The 16,730-nt window shown below is 62.1% G+C and carries 15 protein-coding genes; 13 read left to right on the top strand and 2 right to left on the bottom strand.

Annotation, left to right across the window (positions count from 1 at the left end):
- Positions 1–10 precede the first annotated feature (10 nt).
- Entirely contained in the window at positions 11–697 is a 687-nt protein-coding gene (locus ACKFRY_RS11635; RefSeq protein ID WP_408922894.1) for a sirohydrochlorin chelatase, read from the top strand.
- On the top strand, positions 691–1,740 hold the full coding sequence (locus ACKFRY_RS11630; RefSeq protein ID WP_408921430.1) for a sulfite exporter TauE/SafE family protein: 1,050 nt from the start codon (positions 691–693) through the stop codon (positions 1,738–1,740). The genes ACKFRY_RS11635 and ACKFRY_RS11630 overlap by 7 nt, the downstream gene beginning before the upstream one ends.
- Positions 1,741–1,846: 106 nt before the next feature.
- Here the strand turns inward: ACKFRY_RS11630 and cobA are convergent, their stop codons facing one another.
- The gene (gene cobA / locus ACKFRY_RS11625) at positions 1,847–2,584 is read right to left on the bottom strand and encodes a uroporphyrinogen-III C-methyltransferase (RefSeq protein ID WP_408921429.1); all 738 of its coding nucleotides are present in this window, start codon (positions 2,582–2,584) and stop codon (positions 1,847–1,849) included.
- A gap of 41 nt (positions 2,585–2,625) precedes the next feature.
- Here cobA and ACKFRY_RS11620 point away from each other — a divergent pair, with 41 nt between their 5' ends.
- Positions 2,626–3,648, top strand: a complete 1,023-nt coding sequence (locus tag ACKFRY_RS11620; protein WP_408921428.1) for an exopolyphosphatase — start codon at positions 2,626–2,628, stop codon at positions 3,646–3,648.
- Between the two features lie 6 nt (positions 3,649–3,654).
- The gene (gene manA / locus ACKFRY_RS11615) at positions 3,655–4,884 is read left to right on the top strand and encodes a mannose-6-phosphate isomerase, class I (RefSeq protein WP_408922893.1); all 1,230 of its coding nucleotides are present in this window, start codon (positions 3,655–3,657) and stop codon (positions 4,882–4,884) included.
- A 242-nt stretch (positions 4,885–5,126) separates the two neighbouring features.
- Here the strand turns inward: manA and ACKFRY_RS11610 are convergent, their stop codons facing one another.
- On the bottom strand, positions 5,127–5,915 hold the full coding sequence (locus ACKFRY_RS11610) for a hypothetical protein (protein WP_408922892.1): 789 nt from the start codon (positions 5,913–5,915) through the stop codon (positions 5,127–5,129).
- A gap of 216 nt (positions 5,916–6,131) precedes the next feature.
- On the opposite strand from ACKFRY_RS11610, the gene ACKFRY_RS11605 reads away from it, so the two are divergent.
- The 9 genes from ACKFRY_RS11605 (at position 6,132) to ACKFRY_RS11565 (ending at position 16,713) form a co-directional block, all read left to right on the top strand.
- Positions 6,132–6,515, top strand: a complete 384-nt coding sequence (locus ACKFRY_RS11605) for a DUF4259 domain-containing protein (RefSeq protein WP_005326586.1) — start codon at positions 6,132–6,134, stop codon at positions 6,513–6,515.
- Positions 6,516–6,596: 81 nt separating this feature from the next.
- Positions 6,597–7,211, top strand: a complete 615-nt coding sequence (locus ACKFRY_RS11600) for a dTMP kinase (RefSeq protein ID WP_250408917.1) — start codon at positions 6,597–6,599, stop codon at positions 7,209–7,211.
- Positions 7,212–7,214: 3 nt separating this feature from the next.
- The gene (mtrA, locus tag ACKFRY_RS11595) at positions 7,215–7,907 is read left to right on the top strand and encodes an MtrAB system response regulator MtrA (RefSeq protein ID WP_005322406.1); all 693 of its coding nucleotides are present in this window, start codon (positions 7,215–7,217) and stop codon (positions 7,905–7,907) included.
- 89 nt (positions 7,908–7,996) lie between these two features.
- Positions 7,997–9,754 carry an MtrAB system histidine kinase MtrB gene (mtrB, locus tag ACKFRY_RS11590; protein ID WP_408922891.1) on the top strand — a complete coding sequence of 586 codons (1,758 nt, stop codon included), beginning with the start codon at positions 7,997–7,999 and terminating at the stop codon, positions 9,752–9,754.
- A 3-nt stretch (positions 9,755–9,757) separates the two neighbouring features.
- A complete protein-coding gene (lpqB, locus tag ACKFRY_RS11585; RefSeq protein ID WP_408922890.1) occupies positions 9,758–11,491 on the top strand; it encodes an MtrAB system accessory lipoprotein LpqB in 1,734 nt (577 codons plus the stop codon).
- A 141-nt stretch (positions 11,492–11,632) separates the two neighbouring features.
- Positions 11,633–12,154 carry a ComF family protein gene (locus ACKFRY_RS11580; RefSeq protein WP_408922889.1) on the top strand — a complete coding sequence of 174 codons (522 nt, stop codon included), beginning with the start codon at positions 11,633–11,635 and terminating at the stop codon, positions 12,152–12,154.
- A 144-nt stretch (positions 12,155–12,298) separates the two neighbouring features.
- Complete coding sequence (gene hpf, locus ACKFRY_RS11575; RefSeq protein ID WP_250408923.1) at positions 12,299–12,943, top strand: ribosome hibernation-promoting factor, HPF/YfiA family; 645 nt, start codon at positions 12,299–12,301, stop codon at positions 12,941–12,943.
- 225 nt (positions 12,944–13,168) lie between these two features.
- Positions 13,169–15,754 carry a preprotein translocase subunit SecA gene (secA, locus tag ACKFRY_RS11570; protein ID WP_005322400.1) on the top strand — a complete coding sequence of 862 codons (2,586 nt, stop codon included), beginning with the start codon at positions 13,169–13,171 and terminating at the stop codon, positions 15,752–15,754.
- Positions 15,755–15,894: 140 nt separating this feature from the next.
- On the top strand, positions 15,895–16,713 hold the full coding sequence (locus ACKFRY_RS11565) for a hypothetical protein (protein WP_408922888.1): 819 nt from the start codon (positions 15,895–15,897) through the stop codon (positions 16,711–16,713).
- Positions 16,714–16,730: the final 17 nt, after the last annotated feature.

Below are 16,730 nucleotides of genomic sequence, written 5' to 3'. Positions count from 1 at the left end.
GGATGTCCCCATGCCCGCACTTATTACCCTGTCCCACGGTTCGCGGCACCCGGGCGCCGCGGCCGGCATTGAGCGTTTGACTCAGGCCACGGGTCTGCGCCCAGCCCGCGCGGCGCATCTGGAATTCAACGAGCCTAACCTCACCACGGCCGCGCTCGAGCTCGCCCAGCTAGGGGAGACCGAGGCAATTGTAGTTCCGCTGCTTTTTACCCAGGGCTACCACCAGCGCGTGGACGTCCCGCGCGCGCTTGCCGACGCCTCCACAACCTCCCACCTTTCCCTTCACCTCGCCCCTGGGCTCGGCACCGGCGAGGACCTCGCCCGCGTGCTCGCCTCCCGTACCCGGCCTGACGATGCCCATGTGGTCATCTACTCCGTAGGTTCCTCTGATACAGCAGCCAACGACGCCATCCGAGAACTCGCCCACCGCCCCTTCGCGCTCACCGGCGTGCCCACGACGGTGGAATTCGCCACCCGCGGTGGTCGCGAAGGGATCGTGTCCCTGTGCCGCGAGCATCAAGACCCCTCTCGCGTGCGCGTGATTCCGCTCTTCGTGACCGAGGGCCTGCTCCTTGACCGGCTGGCGGGCGTTCCCGCGACCGTCGACCGCCCTCTTGGCACTGATCTCGCGGGCCTCGTTGCAGATCGCTTTCACCACGCCCGTCGCGCCGCACAGGAGGTGTTCGCGCCATGCTAACCCTCATCCTCATCGCGCTCGCCGGTGCGGCCGCCAACCTCGTGGACGGTGGCATCGGCATGGGCTTTGGCGTCACGTCCACCACCATACTGCTTCTTGCCGGCCTTGGCCCCGCGCAGGCCTCAGCCGTAGTTCACACCGCCGAGCTTGGTACCACGGCCATCTCCGGACTGAGCCACGCGCGCTTCGGCAACGTGGATTGGAAAACCGTGGTCCGACTCGGCGTGCCGGGCGGGATCGCCGCCTTTTTAGGTGCCACGTTGCTGTCGAATATCTCCACCGCGGCGGCCGCGCCGGTGACCGCGCTCATCCTGGTGGGCATCGGCGCGAACCTCATTTGGCGTTTCTCCCAACCGCGCCGCCGTGGCTCCGCCTATAAGCGCTCCCACTCCACGCCGTTTCTCGCCGGTCTTGGTCTTGTGGGCGGATTCGTCGATTCCACCGGTGGCGGCGGCTGGGGCCCGGTGTCGACTTCCACGCTCATGGCCATCGGCCGCGAGCAGCCGCGCCGCATCGTCGGCACGGTCAACGCCGCTGAATTCCTAGTGACCTTCGGCGCCACCGCAGGCTTTATCGTCGGGCTCTGGCACGATATCGTCGCCAACTTGGCCGCAGTCATTGCCCTACTCATCGGCGGCGCTATCACCGCGCCCATCGCCGCGTGGCTCATCTCCCGCATCAACCCCGTCCTGCTCGGCGGACTGGTGGGCACGGCCATCGTGGGCCTGAATATCAGCAAAGTTATCGGTGGTGCCGAGACATACTTTGGCTGGGCAGTGCCTGCAGCAGTTACTCCCGTTGCCATCGCGGTCGTGGTCGCGGCCGGCGTTGCAGCCACCATTCGTGGCGCGTTGCGCACCAGGCGTGCGCGTGCGGCGGAATTGGAAGCCGAAAACGCCGAGGAAGCCGCCCACGCGGATTTCCATGCCCCGGATTATCCGGAGCGCGTCGCTGCTACCCACCGCGCCCACGGTTCGCGCAAGTCTGGCGTAACCATCGTGCAGGATAAGGCGCCCGAAAGCCCCGCCGCTGACCGTGCGTAGCCCTTCCGCCGCGACCTTTGGCCACGATACGGGCCAAAGCCCGGCTGCGGTGGGGTAGAGCGCGGCCACAAGTTGGCCTCGCGGCCCCTGAAGGCCCCGAGGGGTGCTACAGCCCGGCCACCTCGCCGATGACGTAGACCGCCGGCGCGGAGATCTCGTGCTCGGCCATCGTCTGCGCCAGGGTGCCCAAGGTGCAGCGATAGGCGCGCTCGGTAGAAAGCGTGCCCTCTTGGATGATGGCGCAAGGAGTGGAGGGGGAGAGGGAGGCGTCGATAAGAGCATTGGCAATCGCCGGGGCATTCTTCACACCCATGATGACCGCGAGCGTAGCGCCAGAGCGGGCGAGCGCTGCCCAGTCCACCAAGGACTTTTCATGGCCGGGCGGCAGGTGGCCGGAGACCACCGTGAATCCGTGGACAATGCCGCGCTGAGTTACCGGGATGCCCACGGCCGCGGGAACGGAAATGGCGGAGGTCACGCCCGGAATGACCGTGGCGGGAATAGACGCTTCCGCCAGCGCTTGCACCTCTTCAAAACCGCGCCCAAAGACGAAGGGATCGCCCCCCTTAAGGCGTGCCACCTTGCGGCCGGTACGGGCGTGCTCGATAAGCAGCTCGTTGATCTTTTCCTGCGAGATTGACTTCTTATAGGGGAGCTTAGAGACGTCAATAAGCTCTTTGGAAGTAATATCACACAGCTTATCGAGCTGCGCCGTAGGTCCCAGATGATCGGCGAGAATAACCTCTGCATCCTGCAGGGCGCGCATGCCGCGCACGGTAATGAGGTCCCACGCGCCGGGGCCGCCACCAATCAGGGTTACGGGATGGATCTGTGCGGAAGTCATAGGACTTCATCTTAGTGGGCGCCCGACTATGCTTGGGCCACATGGATACCGGTAATTATGATGCCGAAACCGTGCGCTTTTTTGATGTGGCGCACGAAGGCGCCCAAATCCGCCTGGTGGCCGGAGAAGTGGAGCGCTGGGGCGAGGCGCTCGGCGGGCTCAATCCCCGCTCGCTGGTCATTATCCCCACCGACGCGATTGCCCGCCAAGCCTCCCACCTAGGCGTTGGCCTAGCCGAGCCGCTGCGAATCCCGGTTGTGGTGACCGAATCGCTCCCGCGCTACGTGGGGGCGCTGGACGTGGTCGTGGTCGTCGGCGAACCCGGCGAGTGCGACTGGGCGTCGCGCGCCCTCATTACCGCCAGCCAGCGCGGGGCCACCACCGTGCTCATCGGGCCGGCCAAGGGTTCGCTGGTGGAGGACTGCCCGGAAGACACGCTCGTCGCCCCTTGCTTGCCGACGGCCGAGGGCAGCTCGCCCGCGCGCAGCATTGCCGCCCTGCATGCGCTGTGCTGCCTGCTCTATCAGGGCCCGGCCGCGGTGAAGGAGACCCTCGAGGGCCTCGCTGCGGCCGTGGACCGCGAGCTTGCACAGCTTTCTCCCGAGCGCGATGCCACCACCAATCCGGGCCGCCAATTGCGCGAGTTTATCGACGGCGCCCGCGTCATCCATTCCTGTGTGCTCGACCCGTACTCTTATTCTGAGCGTCGCGAGCACGTGCAGCTCGACGCCCTCGTGGCCCGCATGGCCGCGACCATCTGGGCCGTACACGGCCTACCGAGCGCTTATGTGGACCCAGCCGAATTGCGCCGCGCGCTCGACCGGGACTCCGATAGTTCCCCGGCCACTGATCTCTTTTATGACCCCTTCATTGATGGCGATGGTGCTGAGGGCGCTTTGGTACCCTTGAAGGTAGTTTTCTGGGGGCAGGAAGAGGCGAACCTGCCCAACTCGCTTGCAGTCCGCAGCATCGACCCGGAACCGGGCATGGGGCATCTTGCCCGCTCACTGCAGCTTATTACGCGGAGTTTTGCCGCGACCGCCTACGAGATTTCTAAAGGATAGAAACACATGCAGCTGTTGCACAGCGCCACTCGCAATTATTCCTGGGGCTCGCGTACCCTTATCCCGCACCTGCAGGGCCAGCCCGATTCCGACAAGCCCGTCGCAGAGCTGTGGTTCGGCGCCCATCCCGGCGACCCTTCCACGGTGGATGGCCGCCTGCTCAATGAGGTCATTGCCGAGGATCCGGCAGGGCAGCTAGGTGGCCGCGTTTCTGCCGAGTACGGCGAGCGCCTGCCCTTCCTGCTCAAGGTGCTTGCGGCCGAGGAGCCGCTGTCCTTGCAGGCCCACCCGTCAAAGGCGCAGGCGGAAGAGGGCTTTGCCCGCGAAAACGCCGCCGGCATCGAGCTCACCGCGTCTAATCGCAATTACAAGGACGATAATCACAAGCCTGAGCTCATTGTCGCGCTCACGGATTTCTATGCCATGGCCGGCTTCCGCCCCTTGGCGCGCACCCGCGAGCTTTTTGCCGCCCTTGAGTGCCCTGAGCTGGACCACTACGTTGCCATGCTTGACGACGACCCCTCGGCAACCACCGAGTCCGCCAACCTGCGCGTCCTTTTCACCACGTGGATTACCATTCCGGCTGCCAAGCGCAAGGAGCTCATTTCCGCCATTGTTGCCGCCGGCGAGCGCCTGATAGCCGCGGACCCGACCGATTGGAAGTCCCGCGTCATGTCCACGGTGCTGGATCTCAACCAGCGCTACCCAGGCGATATCGGTGTCCTGGGCGCATTGCTGCTCAACCACATCGAGCTCTCGCCCGGCGAGGCCGTCTACCTAGATGCCGGTCAGCTTCACGCCTATGTCTCTGGCCTCGGCGTGGAGATCATGGCGAACTCCGATAACGTGTTGCGCGGTGGTCTGACGCCTAAGTTCGTGGACGTTCCAGAGCTGGTCAAGGTATTGACTTATGGCGCTGCCGACGAGCCGCGAGTGCAGCAACAAGATAAGTCCGCCCAAGACAATGTCCACGATGCCGCCGCATGGTCGTACCCGGTACCCATCGAGGAATTCCTGCTGGACCGCGTGGAGCTCACCGGTTCGTCTTCTGTGGATCTCGATTACGATGGCCCGACCATCGCCCTGTGCACCGCAGGTTCCGTAACCTTTACCGATGCTGCGGGCAAGACCCTCACCGCGACCCCAGGCCAGGCCGTCTGGCTGCCAGCCTCCGAGGGCCTCGTTACCGCTACAGCGGCATCCGACGCCGCCGACCTCTTCGTCGCCCGCGCCTAGTCCGCGTTAAGCCACACAAGCACGCTTCGCCGCCGTCCTCCGGTTTCAGGCGAAGCGTGCTTTTTGGGCTTCATTACGGCCGCGTTTCGGCCGTTTCCTTCCAGTTTCAGGCGAATATTGTGGCTGCTTCGTAACTACCGCATTCCTGCGCATGCAAAACAAGCACGTTTCCCCGATTTCTGCCTTCAGGATCGAGGTAACGTGCTTGTTTTTGTTCGTCTACGCCGAGAACCGGCTCCGGATTAGCGCGAAGGTGCCGCTTCCCTCGGAGCTTGCTGGGCCGTGGCCGGTGCCTGCTTGGTTGGTACCAGGTCGGTAGGCTCCTGGTTCTGATCGGCGGAGGGTCGCTCTGCAGCGGCATGGCCGGTGAGCTGTTCCTGCTCCGCCTTCTCGGCCTCGGGTCGCTCCGTACCAGCTGGTTCCTGGGCCGGTGCGTCGGAAGCCTTGCCCGAGTTATCTTGCGCGGCAGGTGCCTCAGGTGAGGGCTGTGGAGTGGACGGACCAGAGGTGGCCGGCGGGGTGGTGCCGCCCTGGTTGTTCTGTGGAGCGCCAGTAGACTGCGAGCCGTTCTGGTTGCTCGGGTAATCGGGTGTCAGACGCTGATTGCCCTGGCCGGTACCTTGACCACCTTGGGTGGTGGTATTGCCCTGCGAGGCGGTGCCCTGCGGGGAGATGTTTTCTGGACGGTAGACCTTGGTGGGCTGGGTTGCTGCCTGTGGGCGCACTACCGCATTAGGGGCGAGAAACGGATCGTTGTTGTGCGGCTGCTGGTGCTTGGCATCGCCGGACGAGGCGGTAGAACTCGTGGTGCGCGAGGAGTGCTTCTTCGAGGGGGAATGGTCCGTGGAAGAAGTGGTGGTCTCCTCGGCTGCGGTGTGGGTCGGGGAGACGGAGGTGGTCGCGGACTGATCCGCGGCATTGGAATAGTTGGCGCTCGGCGAGCTCATGCGCCAGACGGCGACTCCGACGACGACCGCGGCGATCAGTCCGGCCACAATGAACACGTAGACGCGGCGCGAATCTGGCTTCATCGTGGCTGTCCTTTCTATGAGGCGGGCGGTTTCAGCCCAAGGGGGAGGGCGATACAGTGCCCCGGTAACAAGTTGGTAACGAGGCTATCATGTTTAGGAAACATTGCGACGGCGTCGCGTTTCTGTGATAAGTAAACAAAAAGGCAGTTCACGGGCGTAGAAGGCCATGCAAACCTTTTCATCGTCTGCTTTCTTTCATCAAGAAAGCGTGTATAAATGGCGCTGAAAGCACCGAAGGAGTCAAAAGTGAGTACTTGGGACGAAAATATTTTCAGCACGGACCTCAACATCGATTTCTTGGATGAGATGGCAAACCTCGATGAAGAAGGGGTAATTCGCGCCGTCGAGGATGCCTGCGAGGTCGCACACAGCAAGCCAAAACTCAGCGAAGAAGAAGAGCAGAATGCTCAAGCGGCGGCCACCATTGCTGCCATTTGGGCTGGTGCGCCGTTTAGCGCGGGCGAAGTTGTCGAAGACTACCCCTATATTAGGGAACTGGTGGGCTCTGGCAGCGAGACCTTGACGGAAAATGCGCTCGAGGTGCTCGAAAACGTCGAGGAAGAATATGACCTCGAACCATTCATTGAGGCCCTGTCCTAAGCCGAACCTGCTGCCCGCGGCAGCGGCCGCGCGAGAGCGGCCCCGCGGGTGAAATAACAGAAGGGAAGATAGCCCACACCTATGCTGATCAGCATTGAAGGCATCGACGGTGCCGGTAAAAATACGTTGGTCTCCGCACTCAAGGAGTCGTTTGACCGGCCCGTGGAGGTTATTGCCTTTCCGCGCTATGCAGATTCGATTCACGCGCAACTAGCGCAAAAGGCGCTCTACGGAAAGATGGGCGACCTCACGGATTCGGCTTATGCCATGGCGACGCTATTCGCGTTGGATCGCTATGGCGTAAAGGATCAGCTGCAGCGCGCCAAGGAATCCGACACTGTGGTGCTACTGGATCGTTACGTGGCTTCCAACGCGGCGTATTCGGCGGCACGGCTCGAAGACGATGCGGTGATGGAGTGGGTGCACGATCTGGAATTTGGCACCCTCGGCCTGCCGCAGGCGGACCTGCAGGTGTATTTGGATACTGCGGTAGAGGTGGCGTCGGAAAGAGCGCAGGCACGAGCCCAGGCAGACGCCAGCCGGGAACGCGACCGCTACGAACGCGATGGCGGGTTGCAAGAACGCACCGCCGCGGCCTACCGGCGCCTAGCAGATGCGGGCTGGGGTGGACGCTGGATCGCTACCGCCGATGCGGATACTATTATTTCAGCGATAAAAGACCTTGTAGGAGAATAAAACGTGGCGCCCAAGATTTTGGTTGTCGATGACGATCCGGCTATCTCAGAGATGCTGACCATTGTGCTCGAGTCCGAGGGACTCAAGCCCATTCCGGTCATGGATGGCAATGACGCCGTGCCTGCCTTTGAGCAGCACGAGCCGGACCTCATCCTGCTGGACCTCATGCTCCCGGGCATGAATGGCGTAGATATTTGCCGTGCCATCCGCCGTGAATCCTCCGTGCCCATCGTTATGCTGACCGCCAAGACCGATACGGTTGATGTGGTCCTTGGCCTGGAATCCGGCGCGGATGATTACATCACTAAGCCATTCAAGCCCAAGGAGCTCATCGCACGCATTCGTGCGCGCCTGCGTCGCACCGATTCTGCGGAATCGGAAATCCTGGAGGTTGCGGACCTTGTCATTGACGTGCCGGAGCATACAGTGCGCCGCACCGATGGCACCGAGCTGAACCTGACTCCGCTGGAGTTCGACCTGCTGCTGGAAATGGCGCGCCGCCCCGGCCAGGTGCATACGCGTGAATCGCTGCTGGAATCCGTGTGGGGCTATCGCAATGCCTCTGATACCCGCCTGGTAAACGTGCACGTCCAGCGCCTGCGTGCCAAGATCGAGCACGATCCGGAAGACCCGCAGATCGTGCTGACCGTGCGCGGCGTGGGCTATAAGACCGGCAAGGCCGGCGCCGGGGAGTAAGGACCATCGGCATCATTGAGCGTCTAAGGCGCATTCGAGACGCCTTCATTACAACGTGGCGCACCTCTTTGCAGGCGCGCGTCATTGGCATGATTTTGGTCGCCTCCTCGGTGGTCATGATCATCTTGGCCTACGCGCTGGTGTCCGTGCTCACCCAGCGCCTGGTCAGCCAGAAAGAAGACGTGGCCCAACAGGAGCTGGAGCGCGCCCGCACAGCCGTGGAACAGCAGATTGATGCCACCAGTTCTGCTAACTCCGTCCAGGTACGTATTAACTCCGCGCGTGCTGCGTTGGGCCAGCTCTCCGCCCAACAGGGCGATGCCCAAGCGGTCTATGAGCCAGTCATCGTGGTGGAAAACCAGGATGGCTCTGTTACCACTTCGCCCGAGGATTTCCCCGTGCCGGATCAGCTGCGAGAGATGGTGGATCAAGGCCAGATTGCGCAGCAGTATTTCCCAGCGCCGCGCGAGAATGGTGATCACTACAACGCCTTGCTGGTAGGCACGCCTACCGATACCGATATTCCCCATACGCAGGTCTACCTGGCGCTGTCCATGGAATCGGAAGAGTCCACCATGGCGTTGATGCGCGGCCTGCTCTCGGCAGCCGGCGTGGTGGTCGTGGTGTTGCTGGTGGGCATTGCCTGGCTGGCTACCCAGCAGGTAATTACGCCGATTCGCTCGGCCTCGCGCATTGCACAGCGCCTGGCGGCGGGTCATTTGAAGGAGCGCATGGCCGTCGATAGCGATGATGAGATGGGCCGCTTGGCCGCGTCCTTCAATAACATGGCCGATAAGCTGTCCTCCCAAATTGCGCAGCTGGAGGAGTACGGCGATTTGCAGCGGCAGTTTACTTCCGACGTCTCCCATGAGCTGCGCACCCCATTGACCACCGTGCGTATGGCCGCGGACATGATTGAGGCGGAAAGCGATAGCCTGCCGCAAGGCGCCCAGCGCGCTTCCCGCTTGATGTCGAGCGAACTGGACCGCTTCGAGGAGCTGCTCGCGGACTTGCTGGAGATTTCGCGCCACGATGCTGGCGTGGCGGATTTGTCGACGGCAGCCATTGATCTGCGCTCCTGTGTGGAGGCGGCCTACGGGCAGGTGGAGCATTTGGCCCGCGAGCTCGACGTGGAGGTGCAACTCAACCTGCCGGAGGAGCGCATCGGAGTCGAGGCCGATTCACGCCGCCTCGAGCGCATCTTGCGCAACCTGCTGGCCAATGCCATTGACCACTCGGAAGGCAATCCGGTGGCGGTCGACGTTGCTGCCACGGACACTGCGGTGGGCGTTACCGTTACGGACCATGGCGTGGGCCTAAAACCGGGCCAAGAAGAGCTGGTATTCAACCGCTTCTGGCGTGCGGATTCTTCCCGCAAGCGCCACTCCGGCGGCACTGGTTTGGGCCTGGCTATCGCCCGCGAGGACGCCGTCCTGCATGGCGGCACGCTAGATGCCACCGGCTACGAGGGCTTTGGTTCTCGCTTCCGCCTCATTATTCCGCGCACCCCGAATACCGAGGTGGGCGAGGATCCCATCGCTGTGGAGATTCCCGGCGCACCCGTCACCAGCACTGCGGACGGTAGCGAACTGGCAGAACCCGAAGCTGAAGCTACAGAAGCACAGGATACTGGCGCCGCCGAGCCGGACGCTGGGCCTGCCTCTGCAACGCCGGCTATTTCATCGGGCATGAGCTCGCCGCACGTCGACAAGAGCGAAAAAGGCAGCGATGGCGAGGCCGACGGCGATGGCATCCTCTGGCCTTCGGAACGCGAGCTTAACCGCGGCGCGGCCGCTCCAGACAGGCGCGCCTATAAGGCCCCGGACTTTGAGGGTAGGAGGAAGTAAAGCGTGTTGAGAGCGAACTATCGCAAGATTGCGGTTGTCGGCACCGCAGCGGCCGTGCTTTTCGTCAGCGGTTGTTCCACGCTGCCGAATAACACCGGCCCGCAAGTAGTCGGAACCTACCAACAGCAAGAGGACGGCCCTGAAGAAGTCATTGCACCGCAACCGGGCGATGATCCGGACTTGACGTTGCGTGATTTCTACCAGGCTTCTGCCGTGCCGGGAAACGACCATGAGGTCGCGCGCGGCTTTTTGACGGATAACGCCCGGGAAGCCTGGGACGCCAGCGGTGACGTGATGGTGGTCGATAGCCTGGACATCGTTACCGCGCCCGCTAGTAAGCAAAGCTCGAGGGATAATGAGCGCGCCTTCACGGTGCGCGGCACCATCATCGGCCGCCTGAAATCCGGCGGTGCGTACGTGCCGGAAAATGAGGGCTACGAGGCCGTCATCTACATGAAGAAGCAAGACGATAGATGGCGCGTCGATGGCTTGCCGGCAGGGGTAGTAATGGAGCGCAATGAAATGCGCAATCACTACACCCCGCAATCGTTGTACTTCTTTAAGCAGAGCAACGATGTGCTGGTTCCAGACCGCCGCTGGCTGTATAAGGGTGGCGAACAATCGGAGTCGACGCTCCTTACGCTGTTGATGGAGGGACCTTCAGCTAGCATTGCGCCCGCTACCCGGCGGGCAGCGGGGGAGAATGTCACTTTCGCTGGCTACGATCGCGAACAGGGCTACCAATTCGAGGGCCTTGCTGACCTAGACGCTCAAGATCGCACGCTCTTTGCAGCCCAGCTAGTGTGGACGCTCACGGAAGCCGGCCATACCGGCCCCTTCAAGGTCAAAGCCGATGGCGGTGACCTGGTGGAGGGCATGGATAGCCTCAGCGTGGATGACTTCGCGGACTATAACCCGGAGGAAAGCAGCACCTCTTTGTCTAAGCTCTATGCCCTTAATGAGGGCAACCTGCTGGAGGTAGACGATGGCGTGGCCGAGCCGGTCAAGTCCACGCTGGGCAGCAGCGGCGATGTGCAATCCGTGGATGTTGCCGATAGCGGCCTCGTTGCGGCCGTGCGCCGCAAGTCTAATAGTGACTTCTCGCTGCAGATAGGCGAGCTTGACGGCCAGCTGCAGGATTCAGTGGATGGCCCCACACTGGCACGGCCCACCTTCGAGTACAACGGGCAAGCCGCCTGGACCGTGGTCGATGGCGATCGCATCGTGCGCGTGGTGCGCTCCAAGACCACGGGCCGCATCTCCGAATCCGAGGTGGATGCCCGCAGCATCGACGATATTGAGGGCGAAATCTCCGTTATCCGCTTGTCCCATAGCGGTGCGCGCGTGGCCATGATTATTGATGGCCACGTGTACATTGCGGCCGTTGCCCAATCCAGCAGCGGCGATAAGCGCATCGTCAATGCCCGCGAGGTAGGCCCCGAAGTATCTGGCTCGGCACTATCGCTGGACTGGAATGCGGATGGCTCGCTTATCGTGGGTACTTCCTCGAGCCAGTCGCCCGTATGGCGCATCGAGCAGGATGGTTCCTCAGCCTCGACCATGCCCACCGGCAATATCACCGCCCCCGTGGTGGCCGTGGCAACCTCGCCTACCAAGCTCTTTATTACTGATTCGCACGCCATGCTGGAGCTTCCTTCCACCGTGATGGACGAAACCAACTGGCGCGAGGTCTCCGGCCTGCAGGGTCGGCGTTCTTCCCCTATCGTTTCTAATTAGCCGCCAGAGGGCCTGCGCGGCTGGGGAGAGGCGATTATGGGCTTGGGGGAGCTTATTTTTCCGCGTGCGTGCGCTGGGTGCGGCGCGCCGGGTGAGGTCTTGTGCCCACCGTGCCGCGATCACCTGCGGCAGCCGCCCTACATGGTGGCACGGCCCCGGCTGCTGGGCGCGCCTGTCTATGCTCTCGGCCCCTATTCCGATATTCGCCGCCGCATCATCATTGGCATGAAGGAGCGTGGCAATCGGCCGGTGCGCGAGTATGTGGGGGCCGTCTTCGCGGCCGGGCTGGCTCATTTGAGCGCCCGCGGCGATATCCCGCGCGAGTACACCCTCGTTCCCGCGCCTACTCGGCCGCGTTCGGCGCGGGCACGCGGCGGCGATCCGGTGTCCGCTGTGTGTCACGCCGCGGCGCAGCACCAGCGCGTGGGCGTGTGCGCGGCGCTCACAATGGGCCAGTCCACCGCGGACCAGTCCGAGCTCAACGCCCAGGATAGGTGGGCCAACCTGCAGGGCCGAGTCCGCGTGCGCGCCCCAATTGCGCAGGGCCCTGCGCTGCTTGCCGACGACGTCATTACCACCGGTGCCACCCTCGCCGCGAGCATCGCCGCCCTGCAGGCCGTGGGTGTGGAAGTCTGCGGGGCATTGGTCTTTGCGGATGCCTAGATAGGGGTGGCGCCCACCCTCGAGGTAGGGGAGTTGCCTAAAAATCTCCCGCAAAGGTCATAACCAGTGCTACCATGAGGAGTGTCACAGAGAGATAGTTACTGTGATTGATTCTAGTCCCCACTACTCAAGGGAGGCATCTCAATGTCCCAGCCGAACAAAGCTCAGGTAACGATTACGGGCCGCAATGTCGAGGTCCCCGAGCACTTCCAAGAGCGAGTTAATGACAAGCTGGCCAAGATTGAACGCCTTGACCCCACCCTGACCTTCTTCCACGTGGAGCTACAGCACGAACCAAACCCACGCCGTGACTCCGAAGCGGAGCGTCTTCAGATCACCGCTACCGGCAAGGGTCACATTGCCCGCGCTGAAGCCAAGGAAGATTCCTTCTACGCAGCGCTCGAAACCGCCTTGGGCAAGATGGAGCGCTCCCTGCGCAAGGTGAAGGTGCGCCGCGAAAACGTCAAGAGCGGTCACCGTGCACAAAAGGGCACCGGCGAGATTGCCGCTGAGATGGTGGCCCAAGCTGAAGCCGAGCGCGCCAAGGAAGAGCGCTACGTTGACCCTTATGCTGAGACCGTGGAGGACGTTCGCCCCGGCCAGATCGTGCGTACCAAGGAACACCCGGCTACCCCGATGAGCGTGGATGATGCCTTGAGCGAGATGGAGCTGGTGGGCCACGACTTCTTCCTCTTTGTCAACGAGGAGAACAATAAGCCGTCCGTGGTCTACCGCCGCCACGCCTACGACTACGGCATTATCTCCCTGTCGGAAGACGCTGAAGCTTAAAGAAGCTTCTACTTCTCTTAGCTAACGACCCTGCTGCGAGTATGCAGCGGGGTCGAATGTGTGGTTAGGGGAGGGGGCGTCGGCAAGCAGGTGCCGGGGCTTATACAGGCTGAACGGAGGCTGTGCGCCTGCCCTATGTGCTAGGTGGGAGATGCTTTGTGAAAGCGAGTGAGTACAATAGCGACGAGTTAACTTTATTGTCGCGACTAGAAGGACTAACTAACCGTGTTTGGACTTTCCAAGCTGCTGCGCGCGGGCGAGGGCCGTACGGTCAAGCGCCTGGGCAAAATGGCAGACGATGTAATTGCCCTTGAGGATAAGTACGCGGAGCTTTCGGACGACGAGCTTAAGGCAAAGACCGACGAGTTCAAGACTCGCCTGCGAGACGGCGAAGAGATGAATGACATCTTGCTCGAGGCTTTTGCCACCGTCCGTGAGGCTGCCTGGCGCGTCCTCGATCAGAAGCACTACCGCGTGCAGATCATGGGCGGTGCGGCCCTGCACTTCGGCAACGTCGCCGAGATGCGCACCGGTGAGGGCAAGACCCTGACCTCGCTGCTGCCGGCCTACCTCAATGCTCTCGATGGCAAGGGTGTCCACATCGTCACCGTTAACGATTACCTGGCAAAGCGCGACGCCGAGATGATGGGCCGTGTCCACCGCTGGCTCGGCCTGTCCGTGGGCGTCATCCTGTCCGAGATGCGCCCGCCAGAGCGCAAGGCTGCCTATGATTGCGACATTACCTACGGCACCAATAACGAGCTGGGCTTTGACTACCTGCGCGATAACATGGTCCGCTCCCTCAACGATGTGGTCCAGCGCGGCCACAACTTCTGCATCGTGGACGAGGTTGACTCGATTCTTATCGATGAAGCCCGTACCCCGCTCATCATCTCCGGCCCGGTAGATGGTTCCTCCCAGTTCTATAGCGTCTTCGCGCAGCTGGCCCCGCGCATGCGCGAGGGTATCCACTACGAGGTGGACCACAAGAAGCGCACCATCGGCGTGCTGGAAGAGGGCGTGGAATACGTCGAGGATCAGCTCGGCATCGATAACCTCTACGCCCCCGAGCACTCCCAGCTGGTGTCCTACCTGAACAATGCCTTGAAGGCGAAGGAGCTGTTCACCCGCGATAAGGACTACATCGTCCGCAATGGCGAAGTCATGATCGTGGATGGCTTCACCGGCCGCGTGCTGGCCGGCCGCCGCTACAACGAGGGCATGCACCAGGCTATTGAGGCCAAGGAGCAGGTGGAGATCAAGAACGAGAACCAGACCCTGGCTACCGTTACCCTGCAAAACTACTTCCGCCTGTACGAGAAGATCTCCGGCATGACCGGTACGGCAGAAACCGAGGCCGCCGAGCTGCACTCCATCTATGACCTGGATGTGGTGCCGATTCCTACCAATAAGCCGAACCAGCGTGCCGATCACTCTGACCGCATCTACAAGACGCAGGAAGCTAAGTTCGCCGCAGTGGTGGACGATATTGCCGAGCACGTCGAGTCCGGCCAGCCGGTTCTGGTTGGTACCACCTCCGTGGAGCGCTCCGAGTACCTGTCCCAGCTGCTGTCTAAGCGCGGCATTAAGCACAACGTGCTCAACGCTAAGCACCACGAAGAAGAGGGTCAGATCATCGCCCGTGCGGGACGCCCCGGCACCGTCACCGTGGCTACCAATATGGCCGGCCGTGGTACCGATATCGTGCTCGGTGGCAACCCCGAAGTCATCCTCGATGAGAAGCTGCGCGAGCGCGGCCTAGACCCATTCGAGGATGAAGAGAAGTACCAGGAGGCCTGGGAAGCAGAAATCGATTCCGAGAGGGAGCGCTCCAAGAAGCTGGGTGACCAGGTGCGCGAGGCCGGTGGCCTCTACGTGCTGGGCACCGAGCGTCACGAGTCCCGCCGCATTGATAACCAGCTGCGTGGTCGTACCGGCCGCCAGGGTGACCCGGGTGAGACCCGCTTCTACCTGTCCATGCGCGATGAGTTGATGGTGCGCTTCGTGGGCCAGTCCATGGAGAATATGATGAACCGCCTCAACGTGCCGGACGATGTCCCCATCGAGGCCAAGATGGTTTCCAACTCCATCAAGGGCGCCCAGGCGCAGGTGGAGAACCAGAACTTTGAGATGCGCAAAAACGTCCTCAAGTACGACGAGGTGCTCAACGAGCAGCGCAAGGTGGTCTACGCTACCCGACACGACATCCTTGATGCCGGCGATATTCAGGACAATATTCGCGGCATGATCGATGACACCGTGTCCGCTTATGTCGCTGGCGCTACCGCCACCGGCTATGTGGAGGACTGGGATTTGGACGCGCTGTGGAATGCGCTGGATTCCCTCTACGGCCCCACCATTTCCCATGAGGAGCTGGTGGAAGGCTCCGAATATGGTTCCCCGGGTGAGCTTTCTGCTGAGCAGCTTCGCGACGCCCTGGTGCAGGACGCCAATAATGAGTACGACAAGCTCGAAGAGTCTGTGACCGCCATCGGCGGCGAGCAGCAGATGCGCAATACCGAGCGCATGGTCATCCTGCCTATCATCGACCAGAAGTGGCGCGAGCATCTCTATGAGATGGACTACCTCAAGGAGGGCATCGGCCTGCGCGCGATGGCGCAGCGCGACCCGCTGGTGGAGTACCAGAAGGAGGGCGGCGAGATGTTCAACGCCATGAACGATGGCGTGAAGGAAGAGACCGTCCGCCAGCTATTTATGCTGCGTAAGCAGTTCAAGCAGCAGGAAGAGGAGCAGGCCGGCGAATCAGCTGCTACCGCTTCCGGCAACGGTGAGGGCACCGTAGAGGCCTAGGCCTCGGCGTCCTTCCTCCGAACCTGCCCCGTCCCCGCTCGTGAGAGTGGGAGCGGGGCGGGTTTCTTTTCAGGAAAAAATGAGTAGAATATAAGAAACCTGTCCATTCTGCTTATTTCCTGTGAGGAGCTCCACTGACGATGCGCCGCCGCTCTCTGCGTCTGGGTATTACGACGCTCCTGTCTGCTACCTTGCTCGGTGGCGCCACCCCGGCCGTGGCCTATGAGATGCAGCGTGATTCCGCCACCTCGTTGCGCATCATTTTGGATTCGGGCGAAAAAATTGAGCAGGATAATGCGGCTGCGGCCATCCTGGCTATTGCTACCCAGCGCAAGGAAGCATTGGTGGCCGATGGAATTTTGTCTCAGGACAAAGCGGACGCCGCCTTCGAGTACTACTTTGGCAAGGCCCGGCTCAATACCGCGCGCACCGATGGCAATATCTATTCCACGCCGCTGGACTTCCCGTGGGAGCCAGAGGAGCGGACGCAATCCCTGGACGGCAAGCAGTACACCGAAGCGGCCGTACTGGATTACCTCGACATGCTGGGCGCCAACTATGCCCAGGCGGTAATTCGCGCTGAGCTGGGTGAGTTTACCAAGGACTTGCCGCAGGCCCCAGTCGGCAACGCGGTGACCTCTCAAAGTGGCCAGCTGCCGACCATCGGGGAAACTGGCTCCGCCTTCCCGGATGAGTTCCCTGCCTATGCGGCGGCGCTGCGCGATATTGTCACCATCACCAAGCAGGTCAATGCACCTTTGGAGCAGGCCGCCGTCTCGCACCGTGATGCGGGAACCGTGCCTGAGGATGCGGCGGCGAATGAGCATTCCGGTCTATCCGCCTTCGAAGGTGGCCTCCTAGCCACCGGTATTGCGGCGCTGACCAGCGCTGCCGGATTCGGATGGTCCGCGCTCGACTGGTCCGAAATCCTTTCTCACCTGGGCCAGTTCTTCTCCTAGGCGCCAAGCCCTGCCCG

The sequence above is a fragment of the Corynebacterium tuberculostearicum genome, from assembly GCF_046097255.1.
GTDB classification, from domain to species: Bacteria; Actinomycetota; Actinomycetes; order Mycobacteriales; family Mycobacteriaceae; genus Corynebacterium; species Corynebacterium tuberculostearicum_J.
Note: the sequence above shows the minus strand (reverse complement) of the source record. Positions and strands in the feature narration are given on the sequence as shown.

What these genes read in the sequence shown, in the direction of transcription:
- ACKFRY_RS11635 (WP_408922894.1), top strand. Translation starts at nt 11, where the DNA reads ATGCCCGCACTTATTACCCTGTCCCACGGTTCGCGGCACCCGGGCGCC.
- ACKFRY_RS11600 (WP_250408917.1), top strand. Translation starts at nt 6,597, where the DNA reads ATGCTGATCAGCATTGAAGGCATCGACGGTGCCGGTAAAAATACGTTG.
- hpf (WP_250408923.1), top strand. Translation starts at nt 12,299, where the DNA reads ATGTCCCAGCCGAACAAAGCTCAGGTAACGATTACGGGCCGCAATGTC.
- ACKFRY_RS11630 (WP_408921430.1), top strand. Translation starts at nt 691, where the DNA reads ATGCTAACCCTCATCCTCATCGCGCTCGCCGGTGCGGCCGCCAACCTC.
- ACKFRY_RS11580 (WP_408922889.1), top strand. Translation starts at nt 11,633, where the DNA reads ATGGTGGCACGGCCCCGGCTGCTGGGCGCGCCTGTCTATGCTCTCGGC.
- ACKFRY_RS11620 (WP_408921428.1), top strand. Translation starts at nt 2,626, where the DNA reads ATGGATACCGGTAATTATGATGCCGAAACCGTGCGCTTTTTTGATGTG.
- cobA (WP_408921429.1), bottom strand. Translation starts at nt 2,584, where the DNA reads ATGACTTCCGCACAGATCCATCCCGTAACCCTGATTGGTGGCGGCCCC.
- ACKFRY_RS11610 (WP_408922892.1), bottom strand. Translation starts at nt 5,915, where the DNA reads ATGAAGCCAGATTCGCGCCGCGTCTACGTGTTCATTGTGGCCGGACTG.
- manA (WP_408922893.1), top strand. Translation starts at nt 3,655, where the DNA reads ATGCAGCTGTTGCACAGCGCCACTCGCAATTATTCCTGGGGCTCGCGT.
- mtrB (WP_408922891.1), top strand. Translation starts at nt 7,997, where the DNA reads ATGATTTTGGTCGCCTCCTCGGTGGTCATGATCATCTTGGCCTACGCG.
- ACKFRY_RS11605 (WP_005326586.1), top strand. Translation starts at nt 6,132, where the DNA reads ATGGCGCTGAAAGCACCGAAGGAGTCAAAAGTGAGTACTTGGGACGAA.
- ACKFRY_RS11565 (WP_408922888.1), top strand. Translation starts at nt 15,895, where the DNA reads ATGCGCCGCCGCTCTCTGCGTCTGGGTATTACGACGCTCCTGTCTGCT.